The sequence below is a fragment of the Burkholderia sp. BE17 genome (assembly GCF_009362305.1).
Classification (GTDB): domain Bacteria; phylum Pseudomonadota; class Gammaproteobacteria; order Burkholderiales; family Burkholderiaceae; genus Burkholderia; species Burkholderia pyrrocinia_C.
Window position 1 is genome coordinate 259,065 of the sequence record NZ_WHNU01000001.1, and the last position, 16,701, is coordinate 275,765.

The 16,701-nt window shown below is 68.0% G+C and carries 13 protein-coding genes; 5 read left to right on the forward strand and 8 right to left on the reverse strand.

Going from position 1 to position 16,701, the window contains the following annotated elements:
• Positions 1–81: 81 nt before the first annotated feature.
• The 4 genes from GD429_RS01155 to hpnI form a co-directional block, all read right to left on the reverse strand.
• Positions 82–1,137 carry an HpnL family protein gene (locus GD429_RS01155; protein ID WP_152855315.1) on the reverse strand — a complete coding sequence of 352 codons (1,056 nt, stop codon included), beginning with the start codon at positions 1,135–1,137 and terminating at the stop codon, positions 82–84.
• Positions 1,134–2,018: a hopanoid biosynthesis-associated protein HpnK gene (hpnK, locus tag GD429_RS01160; protein ID WP_321574327.1), complete on the reverse strand. Its 885-nt coding sequence runs from the start codon at positions 2,016–2,018 to the stop codon at positions 1,134–1,136. The genes GD429_RS01155 and hpnK overlap by 4 nt, the downstream gene beginning before the upstream one ends.
• 3 nt (positions 2,019–2,021) lie before the next feature.
• Entirely contained in the window at positions 2,022–3,464 is a 1,443-nt protein-coding gene (hpnJ, locus tag GD429_RS01165; protein WP_415748919.1) for a hopanoid biosynthesis associated radical SAM protein HpnJ, read from the reverse strand.
• Positions 3,465–3,602: 138 nt separating this feature from the next.
• Positions 3,603–4,778, reverse strand: a complete 1,176-nt coding sequence (gene hpnI, locus GD429_RS01170) for a bacteriohopanetetrol glucosamine biosynthesis glycosyltransferase HpnI (protein WP_131948552.1) — start codon at positions 4,776–4,778, stop codon at positions 3,603–3,605.
• A gap of 639 nt (positions 4,779–5,417) precedes the next feature.
• Between hpnI and GD429_RS01175 the strand changes: the two genes are divergently transcribed.
• A complete protein-coding gene (locus GD429_RS01175) occupies positions 5,418–6,416 on the forward strand; it encodes an LLM class flavin-dependent oxidoreductase (RefSeq protein WP_152855317.1) in 999 nt (332 codons plus the stop codon).
• A 25-nt stretch (positions 6,417–6,441) separates the two neighbouring features.
• Here the strand turns inward: GD429_RS01175 and GD429_RS01180 are convergent, their stop codons facing one another.
• A complete protein-coding gene (locus GD429_RS01180) occupies positions 6,442–7,503 on the reverse strand; it encodes an alpha/beta fold hydrolase (RefSeq protein ID WP_152855318.1) in 1,062 nt (353 codons plus the stop codon).
• Between the two features lie 173 nt (positions 7,504–7,676).
• Between GD429_RS01180 and pdxY the strand changes: the two genes are divergently transcribed.
• From pdxY to GD429_RS01205, 3 genes are all read left to right on the forward strand, one after another.
• Positions 7,677–8,537 carry a pyridoxal kinase PdxY gene (gene pdxY, locus GD429_RS01185; protein WP_152855319.1) on the forward strand — a complete coding sequence of 287 codons (861 nt, stop codon included), beginning with the start codon at positions 7,677–7,679 and terminating at the stop codon, positions 8,535–8,537.
• Positions 8,538–8,918: 381 nt separating this feature from the next.
• The gene (locus GD429_RS01195) at positions 8,919–11,063 is read left to right on the forward strand and encodes a phosphocholine-specific phospholipase C (RefSeq protein ID WP_152855321.1); all 2,145 of its coding nucleotides are present in this window, start codon (positions 8,919–8,921) and stop codon (positions 11,061–11,063) included.
• 340 nt (positions 11,064–11,403) lie between these two features.
• A complete protein-coding gene (locus tag GD429_RS01205; protein ID WP_152855322.1) occupies positions 11,404–12,552 on the forward strand; it encodes a branched-chain amino acid ABC transporter substrate-binding protein in 1,149 nt (382 codons plus the stop codon).
• Positions 12,553–12,688: 136 nt separating this feature from the next.
• On the opposite strand, the gene GD429_RS01210 is transcribed toward GD429_RS01205, so the two are convergent.
• Positions 12,689–13,450, reverse strand: coding sequence for a FadR/GntR family transcriptional regulator (locus GD429_RS01210; protein WP_034183131.1), 762 nt, complete (start codon positions 13,448–13,450; stop codon positions 12,689–12,691).
• Positions 13,451–13,810: 360 nt separating this feature from the next.
• On the opposite strand from GD429_RS01210, the gene gudD reads away from it, so the two are divergent.
• Positions 13,811–15,163: a glucarate dehydratase gene (gene gudD, locus GD429_RS01220; RefSeq protein WP_152855323.1), complete on the forward strand. Its 1,353-nt coding sequence runs from the start codon at positions 13,811–13,813 to the stop codon at positions 15,161–15,163.
• Positions 15,164–15,347: 184 nt separating this feature from the next.
• On the opposite strand, the gene GD429_RS01225 is transcribed toward gudD, so the two are convergent.
• Positions 15,348–15,812, reverse strand: a complete 465-nt coding sequence (locus tag GD429_RS01225) for a DUF2214 family protein (RefSeq protein WP_152855324.1) — start codon at positions 15,810–15,812, stop codon at positions 15,348–15,350.
• Positions 15,813–15,851: 39 nt separating this feature from the next.
• On the reverse strand, positions 15,852–16,652 hold the full coding sequence (locus GD429_RS01230) for a hypothetical protein (protein WP_152855325.1): 801 nt from the start codon (positions 16,650–16,652) through the stop codon (positions 15,852–15,854).
• Positions 16,653–16,701: the final 49 nt, after the last annotated feature.

A 16,701-nucleotide genomic window follows, 5' to 3' on the forward strand; every position in this document is an offset into this window, starting at 1 on the left:
AATTGCGCGTCGAGAAAACACGCGGCAAGCATACCCGCACGACGCCGAAAGCGCGAGACGGGCGCGCGGCCCGTCTCGTGTTCAATGCGTCGTTTCGGTTTCGATTTCGGTTTCGGATTCGGGCGCGCGGCTCGCCGGATGCGGCGCGCGCGGCACGCCCGGTGGCGCGCCGATGCGGCGGCGTGTGCGCACGAGCTCGGCGAGCTGCCACGAACCGAGCGCCAGGCAGCCGAACAGCACCTCGCGGCCGCGCTTGACAAGCGCGAGCGACAGCGCGGTCTCGCGGTCGACGCCGAACATCTGCGCGAGCAGCACGACGGTCGCCTCCTGCACGCCGAGGCCGCCCGGCACCATGAACGCCGCATGCCGCACGGCCTGCGTCATCGCCTCGATCGCGATTGCACCGCCGATCGACACCGGATGGCCGAGCAGCGCGAGCGCCCAGTAGATTTCGAGCGCGCCGAGCACGTAGCCGGCCAGTTGCCAGAAGAATGCGCTGAACAGCAGGCCCGTGCGCGACATCAGAGCGTCGATGTCGGCGTCGAGCCGGCGGCCGTCGACACCCTGCAGCAGCCGGTGCGAATCGCCGAGCAGGCGGCCCGCGAAACGCTCTATCGCATGGAAGATGCCGCCGCGCCGCATCAGCACGACGCCGAGCACGGGCAACGGCAGCGTCAGCAGCAGCGCGAGGCCGATCGTGCCGCCGCCCATGTTGTCCGTCGTCGACAGCAGCAGCACGAGGCCGAGCGCCGCGAACGCATACTGGACGACGATCGTCACGAGCACCTCGACGATCACCGACGCCGTCACGCGGCTCGCGTCGGGCACCTGCCAGCGCGCGAGCCGGATGCCGACCAGCTCGCCGCCGATCCCGACCACGGGCAGCAGCCGGTTCACGGCTTCACGCACGGTCGCGATCCACCACAGGAACGGCAGCGAGCTGCGCCGGTCGAGCAGCAGGTGCCACGCGTACGCATCGAGCAGCAGCGGCAGAGCATGGAACGGCACGAGCCACAGCAGCGCGTAACCGGCGCGCGCGAGCATCTGCGACACGTCGCCGACACCCTCGTGCAGCCCCAGCGCGAGCAGGATGCCGATGCCGATCGGCCAGCCGAGCCACTTGATCCACTTGGTCATGACGGCTGCGCTCCCGATGCGCGCGGCGTATGCGCACCGCGCCGGGCCGCGCGCTGGCCGAACACGTCGGCAAAGCCGCCGGTCGCGACGCCCGCCGCCTTCAGCGCGGCGGCGACACGCGGCGACAGCAGCGCATCGAGTTCGTCCACCGGACGATATCCGGCCATCGTCGGCGTGATCGGGCCGTCGCCGGCCTCGGCCGGATGGCAGTAGATCTCGCCGACACCCGGCGGCAGCGTGGCGAGCGCGTCGAGCAGCACGGCCTCGTCCATCGCACCCGTATGCTCGATTCCGACCACGTAGTCGTTGTGCGCGAGCCCCGCGCGGTCGAGCCGTGCGCGCACGAGCGCGATCCACGGCTTGAGCAGCGCGGGCGCGCTCGTCTCGTACGGCAGCCGCACCGCGCGCAGCCCGTAGTCGCGGCCGATCTCGATGATCATCGACAGCACGGTCGGATGCAGATGGAAATGCTTGTGCGCGTTCACGTGGTCGAGCGGCAGGCCGCTCGCCGCGAACGCGTCGAACTGCGCGCGAATCTCGCGGCGCAGTTGCGCGCGCACGTGCGGCAGGAAGAAGAAGCGACAGCCGTCCTTCGCCATCGCGTCGCAGAATCGCCCGTCGGGGCCGACGAGCGCGGGGATCTCATCCGCGGGCAGCGTGGCCGGCCCGTCCGCAAGGACGAGATGCAGGCCGACCGCGAGCGACGGCAGCCGCCGCGCGCGTTCGATCGCATCCTGCGCGGCGCTCGCACCGACCATCAGGCTCGCGGCGTTCAGCACGCCGTCGCGGTGCGCACGCTCGACCGCCGCGTTGACGCGCGGGTGCAGCCCGAAGTCGTCCGCGGTGAAGATCAGCGCCCGCGCCGCCGGCTGCGTCGCCACGAATCAGGCCTCGTGCGCGCGCAGGAAACGGAAGAATTCGACGCCCTCGCGCAGGCGGCGCTTCATCATGTCCCAGCTCGTCAGCATCTCGCGGACGATCTCCCAGATCTTCGACGGACGGAAGTAGAACTGGCGATAGAACTGCTCGAGGTGGTGATAGATCTCGTCGCGCGACAGGTGCGCATAGCCGATCGCCGCGAGCTGCACGCCTTCCTTGCTCACCAGGTTGATGGTCTTGTTCTCTTCCATCCAGCCGTTTTCCACGGCCTGCTTGTAGAGCGTCGTGCCCGGATACGGCGCGGCGAGCGAAACCTGGATCGTGTGCGGATTGATTTCCTTCGCGTACTCGATCGTCTTCTTGATGGTTTCCTGCGTCTCGCCCGGCAGGCCGAGAATGAACGTGCCGTGGATCTTGATGCCGAGCTTCTTGCAGTCCGCGCTGAAGCGGCGCGCGAAATCGGTGCGCACGCCCTTCTTGATGTTCACGAGGATCTGGTCGTCGCCGGATTCGAAGCCGACCAGCAGCAGGCGCAGGCCGTTTTCCTTCATGACCTTGAGCGACTTGTACGGCACGTTGGCCTTCGCGTTGCACGACCACGTCATGCCGAGCTTGCCCAGACCGATGGCGATGGCTTCCGCACGCGGCAGGTCGTCGGTGAAGGTGTCGTCGTCGAACATCAGTTCCTTCACTTCCGGCATGTTGTCGCGGATCCACTTCGCTTCCGCGAGCACGTTCTCGACCGAGCGCGTGCGGTAGCGATGGCCGCTGACCGTCTGCGGCCACAGGCAGAACGTGCAGCGCGACTTGCAGCCGCGGCCCGTGTAGATCGACACGTACGGGTAGTTCAGGTAGCCGATGAAGTAGTTGTCGATCTTCAGGTCGCGCTTGTAGACGGGCGCGACGAACGGCAGTTCGTCCATGTTCTCGAGGATCGGACGCGCTTCGTTGTGCTCGATCGAGCCGTCCTTCGCGCGCCAGCTCAAGCCCTTGATCTCGGGGAACGGCTTGCCTTCGGCGATTTCCTTGCAGGTGTAGTCGAATTCCTCGCGGCACACGAAGTCGATTGCCTCGCTTGCCGTAAGCGAATTGTGCGGATCGACCATCACCTTCGCGCCCACCATGCCGACCAGCATCGACGGCTTCACCTTCTTGAGATCCTGCGCGAACATCGCGTCGGTCGGGAACGACGGCGTGCTCGTGTGGATGATCACGAGGTCGTAGTCGTTCGCGATCTTCAGCGTCTCCTCGACCGACAGGCCGTCGGCCGGTGCATCGACGACGCGGCTGCCCGGCACGAGCGCGGCCGGCTGCGCGAGCCACGTCGGATACCAGAAGGAACGGATTTCGCGCTTCGCCTGATAGCGCGAGCCGGCTCCGCCGTCGAAGCCGTCATACGAAGGGGCCTGCAAGAACAGCGTTTTCATGAATGCTCCGGTAGCCTGCATAGTTCGTTTCGATTCAACGATTCAGTCAAAAAACCGCGGGCCGCCCTGCCGGCGCCCGCCTCTCTCTGTCATGTCGCGCCGCGCGGCATCGCCGCACGGCGCGTCTCGGCCCTCGGGCCGGGTTCGTCCGGGGCGACCCTAGCGGCCGTCCACCCCTTCCACGGCCGCCGTCGCGCGTTCGCCGCCGACGACCGTCATCCTTGCGCCGCGCCACACGACGTGCGTGCCGAACACCGCCGCGAGCCACTCGAGCGCGAGCAGCGTGTCGCGCACCGCGACGAGCGGCAGGTCGCGCCAGAACGCGCGCCAGCCGTCCTCGCCGCGCGCATGCAGCACGAGCCGCCCGAATGCGCCGACGGCGGCCGCCCCGCCCGCCAGCGTGCCGGCGAAGGTTCCGTCGAGACGCAGCGCGAGCGCCGCGCCAATCGCGAGCCACGGCGCGGTAAACGTGATGAACAGGAACGCGAAGCCGGCCGGGTTCAGCGACCGGATCGTACGCAGCCAGCGCGTCTCGCGGTGCCACAGCGGCCCGAACGACGGCTCGATCACGTCGGTCGCGACCTCGACCTCCGACAGCACCGTGCGCCGCCCGAGGCGGCGCGGCAGCTCGGCAAGCCAGAAATCGTCGGCCAGTTCGTCCTTCAGCGCGAGAAAGCCGCCGATCCGGTCGAGCGTGTCGCGCGTCAGCGCGAGCGTCGCGCCGAAGCCGAAGCGGCTCGAGCGGCCGAGGTGCGTGATCCGCACCGACGGCGCGAACCATGCGTCGACGAACTGCGCGCCGATCCGCGTCCAGAACCCGCCGACGCTGCGCGCATGATACAAGCACGTGACGACGCCGACCGACACGTCGGCGAGCGGCGCCGTCACGCGCTCCAGATAATCGGGCTTCACCGCGATGTCGCTGTCCGCGATCACGATGCGGCCGTACTTCGCGCGCTCGGCGAGATTGATCAGGTTGCTGACCTTCAGGTTCTTGCCGTGCACGCGCGAGTCGACCACCAGCGTGATGTCGCACTCGGGATAGTCGGCGCGCAGCCGCTCGACGACCGCAATGGCCGGATCGGCCGCCGACGCTACGCCGAACAGCACTTCATGGCGCGGATGGCGCTGCTCGCAGAAAGTCGCGAGGTTTTCGTACAGGTGCGGCTCCGCGCCGCACAGCGGCTTGAGCACGCTGACCGGCTCGTAGCCGTCGCGCGCGGCGGTGCGTGGCGTGCGCGGCTGCGGCGCGAACGCGGCGACGAGCGCATAGCCGGCCGCGGCCAGCGTGAACGCGATCAGGAGCCAGTCGAGCAGCGTTGCGGTTGGCGTCATGCGCGACGCCTCCCGGCGACCTGAACGCCACGGCGAACGCTTGCGCGTGATTGAGCGTGATGCGGTATTCCGACAGCGACGAATGCGGGCACGACCCGACTCCTTGTTCCAGCAGCGTCTGTGTATGGGGGAGGCTCGACCCATTCTCCGGGTACGGCCATGCCCGGCTTCGCGTGGCGCATCTCCGCGCGACGCCCGGACGGGCATGCGGGAAGACTCGAATGGCGACCATCGGCACAACATGGGCAGGCGCCGGATTTTATCAGCCCGCGGCACCCCGCGCTCGGCACTACGAGAAACGGACTGGTGCAATTTCAGCAAAGCTGTGCAGCCGGCGAACCATTCGGGCGCAACCGCGTTTACGTTAGCGTAAGCACTTTGCAGGCATATTGCAGCCTTGAAAATCAAACATTTCGTGCAAATTCGTAGGTCGATGCGGATTCACATCCAATCGCCGTAAAGATTGGTAATTAACCAATGATTGAATTGATTTTCGCAACAATCATCGAATTCGACCCTGCATCCCTGTAACGCTCATGGGTATCGGTGCGCCTCCAGCACGTTCCGGAACCCTTTGGCAAAATCCTTGGCATTTGTTGCGTAAGCGCATCACCACGCTCCCCTTTCGAAGGCCGCCCGATGACTCCGTTTTCCGTACTCGATCTCGCCCCCATTCCGGCCGGCGCCGACGCCTCGCAGGCTTTCCGCAACACCGTCGATCTGGCGCAGCATGCGGAACGCTGGGGCTACCGACGCTACTGGCTCGCCGAGCATCACAACATGCCCGGCATCGCGAGCGCGGCGACCGCCGTCGTGATCGGCCATGTCGCGGGCGCCACGAAAACGATCCGCGTCGGGTCGGGCGGCATCATGCTGCCGAACCACGCGCCGCTCGTGATCGCCGAGCAGTTCGGCACGCTTGCGTCGCTGTATCCGGGTCGCATCGACCTCGGCCTCGGCCGCGCACCCGGCACCGACCAGACCACGTCGCGCGCGCTGCGCCGCGACCTGATCGGCAGCGCCGACTCGTTTCCGGACGACGTCGCCGAACTGCTGCGCTACTTCGCGGAGCCGGTGCCCGGCCAGCGCGTGCGCGCCGTGCCCGGCGCGGGGCTCGACGTGCCCGTATGGCTGCTCGGTTCGAGCCTGTTCAGTGCGCAGCTCGCCGCGATGCTCGGGCTGCCGTTCGCGTTCGCGTCGCACTTCGCGCCGGACTACCTGATGCGCGCGCTCGAGATCTACCGCGCACAGTACCGGCCGTCGGCCGCATGGCCGAAACCGCACGCGATGGTCGGCGTCAACGTGTTCGCGGCCGATACCGACGACGAAGCGCGGCGCCTGTTCACGTCGCTGCAGCAGCAGTTCATCAACCTGCGGCGCGGCACGCCGGGCAAGCTGCCGCCGCCCGTCGACGTGCTCGAGGCGAACGAACTCGAACTCGCGAACGTCGCGCATTCGCTATCGTTCGCGGCGGTCGGCTCGCGCGACACCGTGCGCGACAAGCTGCGCGACCGCATCGCGCAGACGGGGGCGGACGAACTGATCGTCACCGCGCAGATCTACGATCACGCCGCGCGGCTGCGCTCGTTCGAGCTGACCGCACAGATCCGCGACGAGCTCGCGAGCGAGGCGCGCTGACGGCGCGGGCGCGGCCCGCCCCGCATCACTGCGGGTGCGCGGCCTGCAGAGCGTCGAGCAGCGCCTTGTGGAACGCGTCCGGATCCTGGATCTGCGGTGCATGCCCGAGCGCCGGGAATTCGACGAGCTGCGCGCCGGGAATCGCGGCCTGCGTGCGTTTCGCGAGCTCCGGGTAACGACCGAGCTTCGCCTGGATGTCGGGCGGCGCCGCCTCCTTGCCGATCGCGGTCGTGTCCTTGTCGCCGATCAGCAGCAGCGTCGGCACGCGGATCGCGCCGAATTCGTAGACCACGGGCTGCGTGAGGATCATGTCGTAGATCAGCGCGGAGTTCCACGCAACCGCGTCGCGGCCCGCGCCGCGATACATGCCGGCGAGCATCTGCACCCAGCGCTCGTATGACGGCGACCACTTGCCCGCGTAGTAGGTCGCCTGCTCGTAGCGGCGAATGCCGTCGGCGTTGGTCTTCAGTTCGCGCGCATACCAGTAGTCGACCGACAGCGGCGGCACGCCGAGCGCCTTCCAGTCCTCGAGGCCGATCGGGTTCACGAGCACGAGCTGGTCGGTCGCCTTCGGATACATCAGCGCGTAGCGGATCGCGAGCATCCCGCCCGTCGAGTGGCCGATGATCGTCGCCGACTTCACGCCGACCGATTCGAGCAGCGCGTGCGTGTTGCGCGCGAGTTGCTGGAAGCTGTACTGGTAGCGCTCGGGCTTCGACGACTTGCAGAAGCCGATCTGGTCCGGCGCAATCACGCGAAAGCCGGCTCGGCTCAGCACGCCGATCGTGTCCTCCCAGGTCCCCGCGCAGAAGTTCTTGCCGTGCAGCAGCACGACGGTGCGGCCGTTCGGGTGCGCCGACTGCACGTCCATGTAAATCATCTCGAGGGTTTCACGCTGCGACACGAACGCGTAGCGGTGCAGGGGTTCCGGGTAAGGGAAGCCTTCCAGGCGCGGACCATACGCCGGCCCGTCGTTGCCGGCGGGCACCGGGGCGGCTTCGGCGGCGGAGGTCGCACACGCGAAGGCAACGCCCGCACCGAACAGGACGGCGCGCGCGACGAACAACATCTTGCAAATCGAAAGCATGGCGGTCACGGTGATTGGAAACGCACGCGGACAGCCGGACGGCGCCGCGCCACGCGATTCTACGCGGTCGGCTGACGACGGCGCGCAACACTCGGTGGCCGCGCGACTTCCGCGCGCACGACGAACTCGGGTATCGTGTGACGTGACCCTGAAACGCCTGCAGGCGGGTTCCCATGAAAAACGTCCTCAGCATTCAGTCGCATGTCATCTATGGCCATGCCGGCAACAGTGCGGCCGTGTTCCCGATGCAGCGCCTCGGCGTCAACGTCTGGCCGCTCAATACCGTCCAGTTGTCGAATCACATGCAGTACGGCCACTGGGCCGGCAGCGCGATCGATGCCGCGAAGATGGAGCAGCTCGTCGACGGGATCGCCGCGATCGGCGCGCTCAAGCGCTGCGACGCCGTGCTGTCCGGCTTCCTCGGTTCGCCGCCGCAGGCGCGCGCGGCAGTCGAGATCGTCCGCACGGTGAAGGCGATGAATCCGGACGCGTGGTACTTCTGCGATCCGGCGATGGGGCAGACGGGCGGCATCCGGCCCGAGCCCGGCGTCGAGGAATTCATGGTCCAGGAAGTGCCCGCGCTCGCGGACGGCATGTCGCCGAACCACACCGAACTGCAGAAGCTCGTCGGGCGGCGCATCGAAACCGTCGCCGAAGCCGTCGACGCGTGCCGCGCGCTGATCCGCCGCGGCCCGCAGATCATCCTCGTCAAGCACCTGCACGACCGCAACAGCCCGGCCGACCGCTTCAACATGCTCGCGGTGACCGAAACCGAAGCATGGATCGGCCAGCGTCCGCTGTACGCATTTCCGCGCCATCCGGTCGGCGTCGGCGACCTCACCAGCGCGATCTTCGTTGCGCGCCGGCTTCGCGGCGACTCCGTGCGCGCCGCGTTCGAGCACACGCTCGCAGCCGTGCACGCGGTCGTGAAGGCCACCTACGATGCGCGCCGCTACGAGCTCGAACTCGTCGCCGCGCAGGACGAGATCGCACGCCCGAGCGAATGGTTCGGCGCGTGGGTGACGGACGCCTGACGCGCCCGCACCGACCTCCGCTTTGCCGGCGCGCATCGCGCGCCGCCCTGCTTTCCTGCTTTCCTGCTTTCCTGCTTTCCTGCTTTCCTGCTTTCCTGCTTTCCTGCTTTCCTGCTTTCCTGCTTTCCTGCTTTCCTGCTTTCCTGCTTTCCCTGCTTTCCCTGCTTTCCCTGCTTTCCTGCTGCGCCATAACCGCCGGCGATACGCGTCCCGATGCCGGTCCGATACACGTGCAAACGTTTCCGGACTTCACATGAATGACACCGATTTCCCGCTATGCTCGCGACGGCACGAACCGGCGCAGCCGCATCCTGCGACCCGGACGCGCCCTTCCCGTAGGTCCCGCCAATCGGCTTCCCCCTTTATCGCACGATAACGACCATGACCCGATCGAACCGTCGTGACTTCCTGCGCGTCGCCGCCGGCACCGCCGGCGCCGCCGCGCTGAACCTGTTTCCGCCCGTGATCCGCGATGCGCTCGCGATTCCCGCGAACCGCCGCACCGGCACGATCCGCGACATCGAACACATCGTGATTCTGATGCAGGAGAATCGCTCGTTCGACCACTACTTCGGCACGATGCGCGGCGTCCGCGGCTTCGGCGACCCGCGCGCGCTGCGTCTCGCGAACGGCAAGTCGGTGTTCCACCAGCCGGTCGGCCCGGCCGAACTGCTGCCGTTCCACCCGGGCGCGGACAAGCTCGGCCTGCAGTTCCTGCAGGACCTGCCGCACGGCTGGCAGGACATGCACGCCGCGTGGAACAAGGGCCGCTACGACCAGTGGGTGCCGAACAAGGGCACCACGACGATGGCGTACCTGAAGCGCGACGACATCCCGTTCCACTACCAGCTCGCCGACGCGTTCACGATCTGCGACGCGTATCACTGCGCGATCCCGAGCTCGACCGACCCGAACCGCTATTACATGTGGACCGGCTACGTCGGCAACGACGGCACGGGCGGCGGCCCGGTGCTCGGCAACGAGGAAAAGGGCTACGGCTGGACGACCTATCCGGAAGTGCTCGAGCAGGCCGGCGTGTCGTGGAAGATCTACCAGGACGTCGGCACGGGGCTCGACGCGAACGGCTCGTGGGGCTGGACGCAAAACCCGTACATCGGCAACTACGGCGACAACGCGCTGCTCTACTTCAACCAGTACCGCACCGCGCTGCCCGGCACGCCGCTGTATGAAAAAGCGCGCACCGGCACCAACATCAGCGCGGGCGGCACGCTGTTCGACGTGCTGCAGCAGGACGTGAAGAACGGCACGCTGCCGCAAGTTTCGTGGATCTGCGCGCCGGAAGCGTATTCCGAGCACCCGAACTGGCCCGCGAACTACGGCGCGTGGTACATCGAACAGGTGCTGAAGGCGCTCGTGTCGAACCCCGACGTGTGGAGCAAGACCGCGCTGTTCATCACGTACGACGAGAACGACGGCTTCTTCGACCACGTGCCGCCGCCGTTCGCGCCGCAATCGCGCGACAACGGGCTGTCGACCGTCGCGACGACCAACGAGGTGTTCGCCGGCGACGCATCGCACATGGCCGGCGCATACGGGCTCGGGCCGCGCGTGCCGATGCTCGTCGTGTCGCCGTGGACCAAGGGCGGCTGGGTCTGCTCGCAGACCTTCGATCACACGTCGCTGCTGCAATTCATCGAGGCGCGGTTCGGTGCGCAGTACGCGGTCACCGCGGCCAACGTGTCGCCGTGGCGCCGCACGGTGTGCGGCAACCTGACGTCCGCGTTCGACTTCTCGACGCCCGACGCAAGCTGGCCGCAGCTCCCGGACACGAGCGGCTACGCGCCGCCCGACCGCACCCGCCACCCCGACTACATCCCGGTGCCGCCGGTCGTCCAGCATCTGCCGAAGCAGGAGCACGGCCTGCGTCCGGCGCGCGCGCTGCCGTACGAACTGTTCGTGCACGGGCGGATCGACAACGCGAGCGGTCAGTTCCGGCTGACCTTCGCGAACACCGGCGCCGCTGGCGCGGCGTTCCAGGTCCAGGCGCGCAACCGCGTCGACGGCCCGTGGGCCTACACGGTCGACGCCGGCAAGCGGATCTCCGACACGTGGAGCCCCGCGCCGTCGCTCGGCCTGTACGACCTCGACGTGTACGGCCCGAACGGCTTCTACTGTCACTTCCGCAGCCCCGCCGCGTCGGCGGTCGGCCCCGCGAGCGTCAACCCCGAGGTGATCTACGGCTACGACGTCGCGAACGGCAACATCACGCTGCGCCTGATGAACCGCGGCCACCGGACGGTACGGCTCAAGGTCACGAACGCGTACGGCCACGGCCATGCGCGCGAGTTCGATCTCAAGCCGGGTACGCACGTCGACGACTACTGGGACCTGCGCGGCAGCCACGGCTGGTACGACCTGACCGTCAGCGACGGCAAGCCGCTCGGCTTCCAGCGCCGCTTCGCCGGCCACGTCGAGACGGGTCGCCCGAGCACCAGCGATCCGCTGATCCGCACGACCGCGTCGCACGACGACGCGGAAGCCGCATCGGACGCGCTGTCCGACTGACGGCATCCTACGCGCGGCGCGGCCCCGCACCGCCCTCCTCCCCGCCCGTTCCGCTCGCGACGGGAAACTCCCGATACCGGCCGCCACCGCCCGCGCGGAAGCTATGCGCAAATCCTCACCGAATGCGCGGCAAATTGCCAAGACCCATGCATATCGGCGACCTATATATCGAGGCGATCGGGGCTCTTCGTGGAGCCTGACGGGAGATTCTTCCGAGGATCATGATGCCGACCTCCCCGCCCGATTCCGAGAAGCGGTCAAACCGCCCGCCCGTCGCACGCGCCCGGCTCGCCCGAGCGCGTGCGGTACCCACTCGCAGGTATCGAACAAGAGGAACAACATGAAATTTCGTCATTCCCTGCTGTCGGTGTCGATTGCATCCGCGCTTGCCCTCCTCTCGCAACAGGCCGCCCGGGCCGCCGACGCAACCGACGTGAAGGTCGGCTTCGCCGCGCCGCTCACGGGCGTGAACGCCGGCTACGGCAAGGATCTGCAGAACGGCGTGCAGCTCGCGCTCGACGACGCCGCCGCACAGAAGATACAGATCGCCGGCAAGCCCGCGCACTTCGATCTCGTCGTGCAGGACGACCAGGCCGACCCGCGCATCGGCGTGCAGGCCGCGCAGGCACTCGTCGACCAGAACGTGTCGGTCGTGGTCGGCCACTTCAACTCGGGCACGACGATTCCGGCATCGGTCGTCTACGACAAGTCGGGCATTCCGGTGATCGATCCGGCCGCGACCAACCCGACGCTTACTTCGCGCGGGCTCGCGAACATGTTCATGGTGATCGCGACCGACGGCCAGAACGCCGGCAACGCGGGCAAGTACGCGGTCGACGTGACGAAGGCCAAGCGCATCGCGATCATCGACGACCGCACCGCGTTCGGCCAGGGTGAGGCCGACGAGTTCGAGAAGGCCGTGAAAGCCGCCGGCGGCACGATCATCGGCCGCGAGTTCACCAACAACCAGGCGGTCGATTTCCGCGCGCAGATCACGAGCCTGAAGGGCAAGAACCCCGACCTGATCTTCTTCGGCGGCCTCGATTCGCTTGCCGCGAACTTCATCAAGCAGATGCGCCAGCTCGGGCTGAATGCGCAGTTCGTCGGCGGCGGCGGCGTGAAGGACAACGAGTTCATCAAGATCGCGGGCCCGGCCGCCGAAGGCGCGATGGCGTGGGAATACGGCCGGCCGCTCGACGAGCTGCCGCAAGGCAAGGATTTCGAACAGCGCTTCAAGAAGCGCTTCGGCGTCGACGTGCTGTCGTACGCGCAGTTCGGCTACGACGCGGCCTGGGCGGCGATCAAGGCGATGCAGGCGGCCGGCTCGACCGACCCGAAGGTCTATCGCCCGGTGCTCAAGAAGGTCGACTTCGAAGGGGTTACGGGCCGCATCTCGTTCGCGAACGACGGCTCGCTGAAGAGCGGGATGTCGACGCTGTACCAGGTGAAGAGCGGCGCGTGGAAGACGATCGTGACGAAGGGAGGCTGATCGGCGATATCGGCGGCCGGTGGCGAAAACGCCGTCCGGCCCCGCAGATGACGAAGTTACGCCGATCTCATATGACGACTGATGTTGATGCGATTCGATCGGGCCCGCGGCAACGCGGGCCGCACTGCCCGGCGCATCAATTGGCCTGCGTGTCGCGCTCGGCCTCGGCCGCCTCGTGCGCGCGGCGCAGCCGTTCGCGGCTGTTGGTGAGGTGCGTGCGCATCGCGGCGCGGGCGGCCTCCGGGTCGTGGCGCGCGATCGCCTCGTAGATATCCTCGTGCTCGTGATTCAGCCGGCCGACGTAGCGCTCGAGGTCGTCGCCGGCGAAGCGCGCCGAATTCACGCGCGTGCGCGGGATGATTGACGTGCCGAGCTGCGTCATGATGTCGACGAAATAGCGGTTGCCGGTGGACTGCGCGATCTGCAGGTGGAACTGGTAGTCGAGCTGCGCCGTGTCGCGGCCGCCGCCCGCCCCAGTCGCGATCGCGTCAAGCGCACGCCGCAGCGCGGCGAGGTCGGTATCGTTCGCGCGCTGCGCGGCGAGGCTCGCGCACTCGCTCTCCAGGCTGATGCGCAGCTCGAGCACCGCGAGCACGTCGCGCAGCGTCGTGATCGTCGCGGGATCGATGCCGAGCGCCTGGCGCCGCGACGGCTCCAGCACGAAGCTGCCGATGCCGTGGCGCGTCTCGACGAGGCCGCTCGCCTGCATCCGGGAGATCGCCTCGCGCACGACCGTGCGGCTCACGCCCTGCGCCGCCATGACTTCGGTTTCGGTCGGCAGCTTGTCACCGGGACGCAGCGTGCCGTTTTCGATCTGCGCGGTCAGCGCGTCGACGACATCTTGTGCGAGGCTGCGTGCGCGACGGCGCGGCGCTGCGGGAAACGTAGGCACGGACATGAGGCCGGTTCCTTTTAGAATGATCGTAATGTGAGCCGAGGGTTTACGCGGGGTTTGAGCGAAAGCCGATGATTCATTATACTGCGTCACAAGTCATCCGACGACTGATGATATAAGCATGGATCTCCTGTCGACTCGAGCCGGCGTTCCGGCGCCTGCCCGGTCCCATGCGTTACGATCAGCCAGTGTTCGCGTTCTGCGCTCCGCTGGCCCGGTTGTCGCTCCCACCCCGTTCCGGGTTGCTGTCGACATGCAGGCCTTGCGCGCCGCGCACGTCGGTTGTCGAATGATCGCACCTCCCGCCGCGCGCGGCAAAGCTTTTGCCGCACGGCATTGCCCATCCTTTTGCCATCGCCGCCCATGAACGCCGTCACAGCCTCGCCTTCCCACGACACGCCGCGCATCGTCGACCTGCAAGCGATTCCGGTCGCCGGCCACGACAGCATGCTGCTCAACCTGAGCGGCGCGCACGGTCCGTTCTTCACCCGCAACCTCGTGATCCTGACGGACAGCGCGGGCCGGACCGGCGTCGGCGAGGTGCCGGGCGGCGAAAGCATCCGCCGCACGCTCGACGATGCGCGCGCGCTCGTGGTCGGCCAGCCGGTCGGCAATTACCACGCGGTGCTCAACGACGTGCGGCGCACCTTCGCCGACCGCGACGCGAGCGGCCGCGGGCTGCAGACCTTCGACCTGCGCACGACGATCCACGCGGTCACCGCGCTCGAAGCCGCGCTGCTCGACCTGCTCGGCCAGCATCTCGGCGTGCCGGTTGCCGCACTGCTCGGCGAAGGCCAGCAGCGCGAGCGCGTCGAGATGCTCGGCTACCTGTTCTACGTCGGCGACCGCACCAAGACCGCGCTGCCCTATCGCGACGGCAGCGGCGCGACCGACGACTGGACGCGCGTGCGCGACGAACCGGCGCTGACGCCCGAGGCGGTCGTGCGGCTCGCCGAGGCCGCGCATGCGCGCTACGGCTTCAACGACTTCAAGCTGAAAGGCGGCGTGTTCGAAGGCGCAAGCGAGATCGAGGCCGTGACGGCGCTCGCCGAGCGCTTCCCCGATGCGCGCGTGACGCTCGATCCGAACGGCGCCTGGTCGCTCGACGAGGCCGTGCGGCTGTGCCGCGACCAGCATCACGTGCTCGCCTATGCGGAAGATCCGTGCGGCGCGGAGAACGGCTACTCGGGCCGCGAGGTAATGGCCGAATTCCGTCGCGCGACGGGGCTGCCGACGGCGACCAACATGATTGCGACCGACTGGCGGCAAATGGGTCACGCGGTGCAGCTTCAGGCCGTCGACATCCCGCTCGCCGATCCGCACTTCTGGACGATGCAGGGTTCGGTGCGCGTCGCGCAGATGTGCCGCGACTGGGGTCTGACGTGGGGCTCGCATTCGAACAACCACTTCGACGTGTCGCTCGCGATGTTCACGCATGTCGCGGCCGCCGCGCCGGGCCAGGTCACCGCGATCGACACGCACTGGATCTGGCAGGACGGCGAACGGCTGACGCGCGAGCCGCTGAAGATCGAGAACGGGCTGGTGGAAGTGCCGAAGCGGCCGGGGCTCGGCATCGACATCGACATGGATGCGGTCGCGGTCGCGCACGAGCTGTACAAGCAGCACGGACTCGGCGCCCGCGACGACGCGGCGGCCATGCAATATCTGGTTCCGGGGTGGAGGTTCAACAACAAGCGCCCCTGCCTCGTGCGCTGAGCACGGACCGGCCGGGTGGCGGGCTCGCCCGGTCGGGACGAAATCGGAAGGAATGGTGCGGTTCGTGGCCGGCCCGGCTGATGTCGGGCTGGAGATGCGGCGCAGGTGGAGCGAGATCCGGACGGTTGCGGCCATGCCGGACCTGCCGGGCCAGACCTAGCCGGCTACATCTACCCGGCCAGACCTACCCGGCCGCCCCAATCCCCCGCGCCATCCCCGATGCGGCGAACACGATGACGACCAGCAGCACGGCCTGCCAATGGCCGATCCGCACATAGGTGCGCGCGCGGCCGATATCGGGCATCTGCTGCTGCCGCGCGGCGGCACGCCAGCGGATCAGCCCGAGCATCGGCACGACCTCGAGCAGCAGGATCAGCACGAGCGCGGTCATCTTCAGATGAAAGAGCGGTTCGTGCAGGTAGTACGCAGTGCCTTTCTCGAAACCGCCGAACGCGCGCATCAGCCCCGTCACGATCAGCACGAGCGCCGACAGCCCCCAGGCAGCATCGGCCTTGAATACGCCGGGCAGGTCGGCCGCCTGCGCCGACGCGATGAGCCGGCGCAATGCGCGGTTGCGTCCAGCGATCGCGGCAAACGCGACGGCGAACGCGCTCAGGTGAATGGCAGCCAGCAACCAACGGACGATCATTACGCCTCCTTGTCGCCCGCGCCCGGTGCGCGAGCGCTGTCAGACGATCTGCTTGAGCGCCGCGTCGAGAGCAAGCACCGCGACACGGTCGCCCTCGGTCGCGAGCGGCGCGCGCATCACGATCTGCCGGTTATGGCCGACGGCCGCCGGGGAATCCCACAGCAGCTCCACCTTCGGCCGCCGGAACAGGCCGCCGCGGCGCGGCGGCACGACGGCCGGCTGCACGTCCTGCCCGCCCGCGGCGGGCGCCGCCCGGCCGGGCCAGCGCACCGACAGTTCGCGCGCGTCGTACTGGCCGACCTTGCGGCTTTCCATCCAGACGATCGCGGTGCGCGTCAGCACGTCGAGCGAAATCGCGTAACGGCCGACCGCGAAGCGGCGTGCCGCCACGTTGGTCCGCCACAGCGGCCGCGGACGGCAGATCCAGACGATCGCCGCATAGAGTGCCGGCGCGGCGACGAGCCAGCCGTTGGTCGCCGTCACCGCATTCAGCGCGCGGCGCCAGCCGGCCGCCCATGCGAACGCGCCGATCGACCAGACGGCGAACAGGAAGCCGATCAGCGCGAAGACGCGCAGCGCCTGACGCAACCACTGCGGCAGCGGATGGAACGGCCGCTCGGCGCGCGCGACGGCGCCGGGCAACGCGAGCAGCAGGAAGATCAGCACCAGGTAGACGAACGCCCACGGCGACGACACCATCGCCGACAGCGACGCGCGATAGCCCATCTGGGACATCGAGAACAGCCAGCGCGCGAGCAGCACGAGACCGATCGCGCGCAACGCGAAGATCACGCCGGCGCCGGGGGCCGGCGCTGCGCGCGTGGTTTTCGTTCTCGCCAAAACTGCTCTCCTCTGGATGATCGTGCGGGGCCGGATTTCACGGCACGGC

Coding starts and splice junctions, on each gene's coding strand:
- GD429_RS01155 (WP_152855315.1), bottom strand. CDS start 1,137: ATGACCAAGTGGATCAAGTGGCTCGGCTGGCCGATCGGCATCGGCATC.
- hpnJ (WP_415748919.1), bottom strand. CDS start 3,464: ATGCAGGCTACCGGAGCATTCATGAAAACGCTGTTCTTGCAGGCCCCT.
- hpnI (WP_131948552.1), bottom strand. CDS start 4,778: ATGACGCCAACCGCAACGCTGCTCGACTGGCTCCTGATCGCGTTCACG.
- GD429_RS01175 (WP_152855317.1), top strand. CDS start 5,418: ATGACTCCGTTTTCCGTACTCGATCTCGCCCCCATTCCGGCCGGCGCC.
- GD429_RS01180 (WP_152855318.1), bottom strand. CDS start 7,503: ATGCTTTCGATTTGCAAGATGTTGTTCGTCGCGCGCGCCGTCCTGTTC.
- pdxY (WP_152855319.1), top strand. CDS start 7,677: ATGAAAAACGTCCTCAGCATTCAGTCGCATGTCATCTATGGCCATGCC.
- GD429_RS01195 (WP_152855321.1), top strand. CDS start 8,919: ATGACCCGATCGAACCGTCGTGACTTCCTGCGCGTCGCCGCCGGCACC.
- GD429_RS01205 (WP_152855322.1), top strand. CDS start 11,404: ATGAAATTTCGTCATTCCCTGCTGTCGGTGTCGATTGCATCCGCGCTT.
- GD429_RS01210 (WP_034183131.1), bottom strand. CDS start 13,450: ATGTCCGTGCCTACGTTTCCCGCAGCGCCGCGCCGTCGCGCACGCAGC.
- gudD (WP_152855323.1), top strand. CDS start 13,811: ATGAACGCCGTCACAGCCTCGCCTTCCCACGACACGCCGCGCATCGTC.
- GD429_RS01225 (WP_152855324.1), bottom strand. CDS start 15,812: ATGATCGTCCGTTGGTTGCTGGCTGCCATTCACCTGAGCGCGTTCGCC.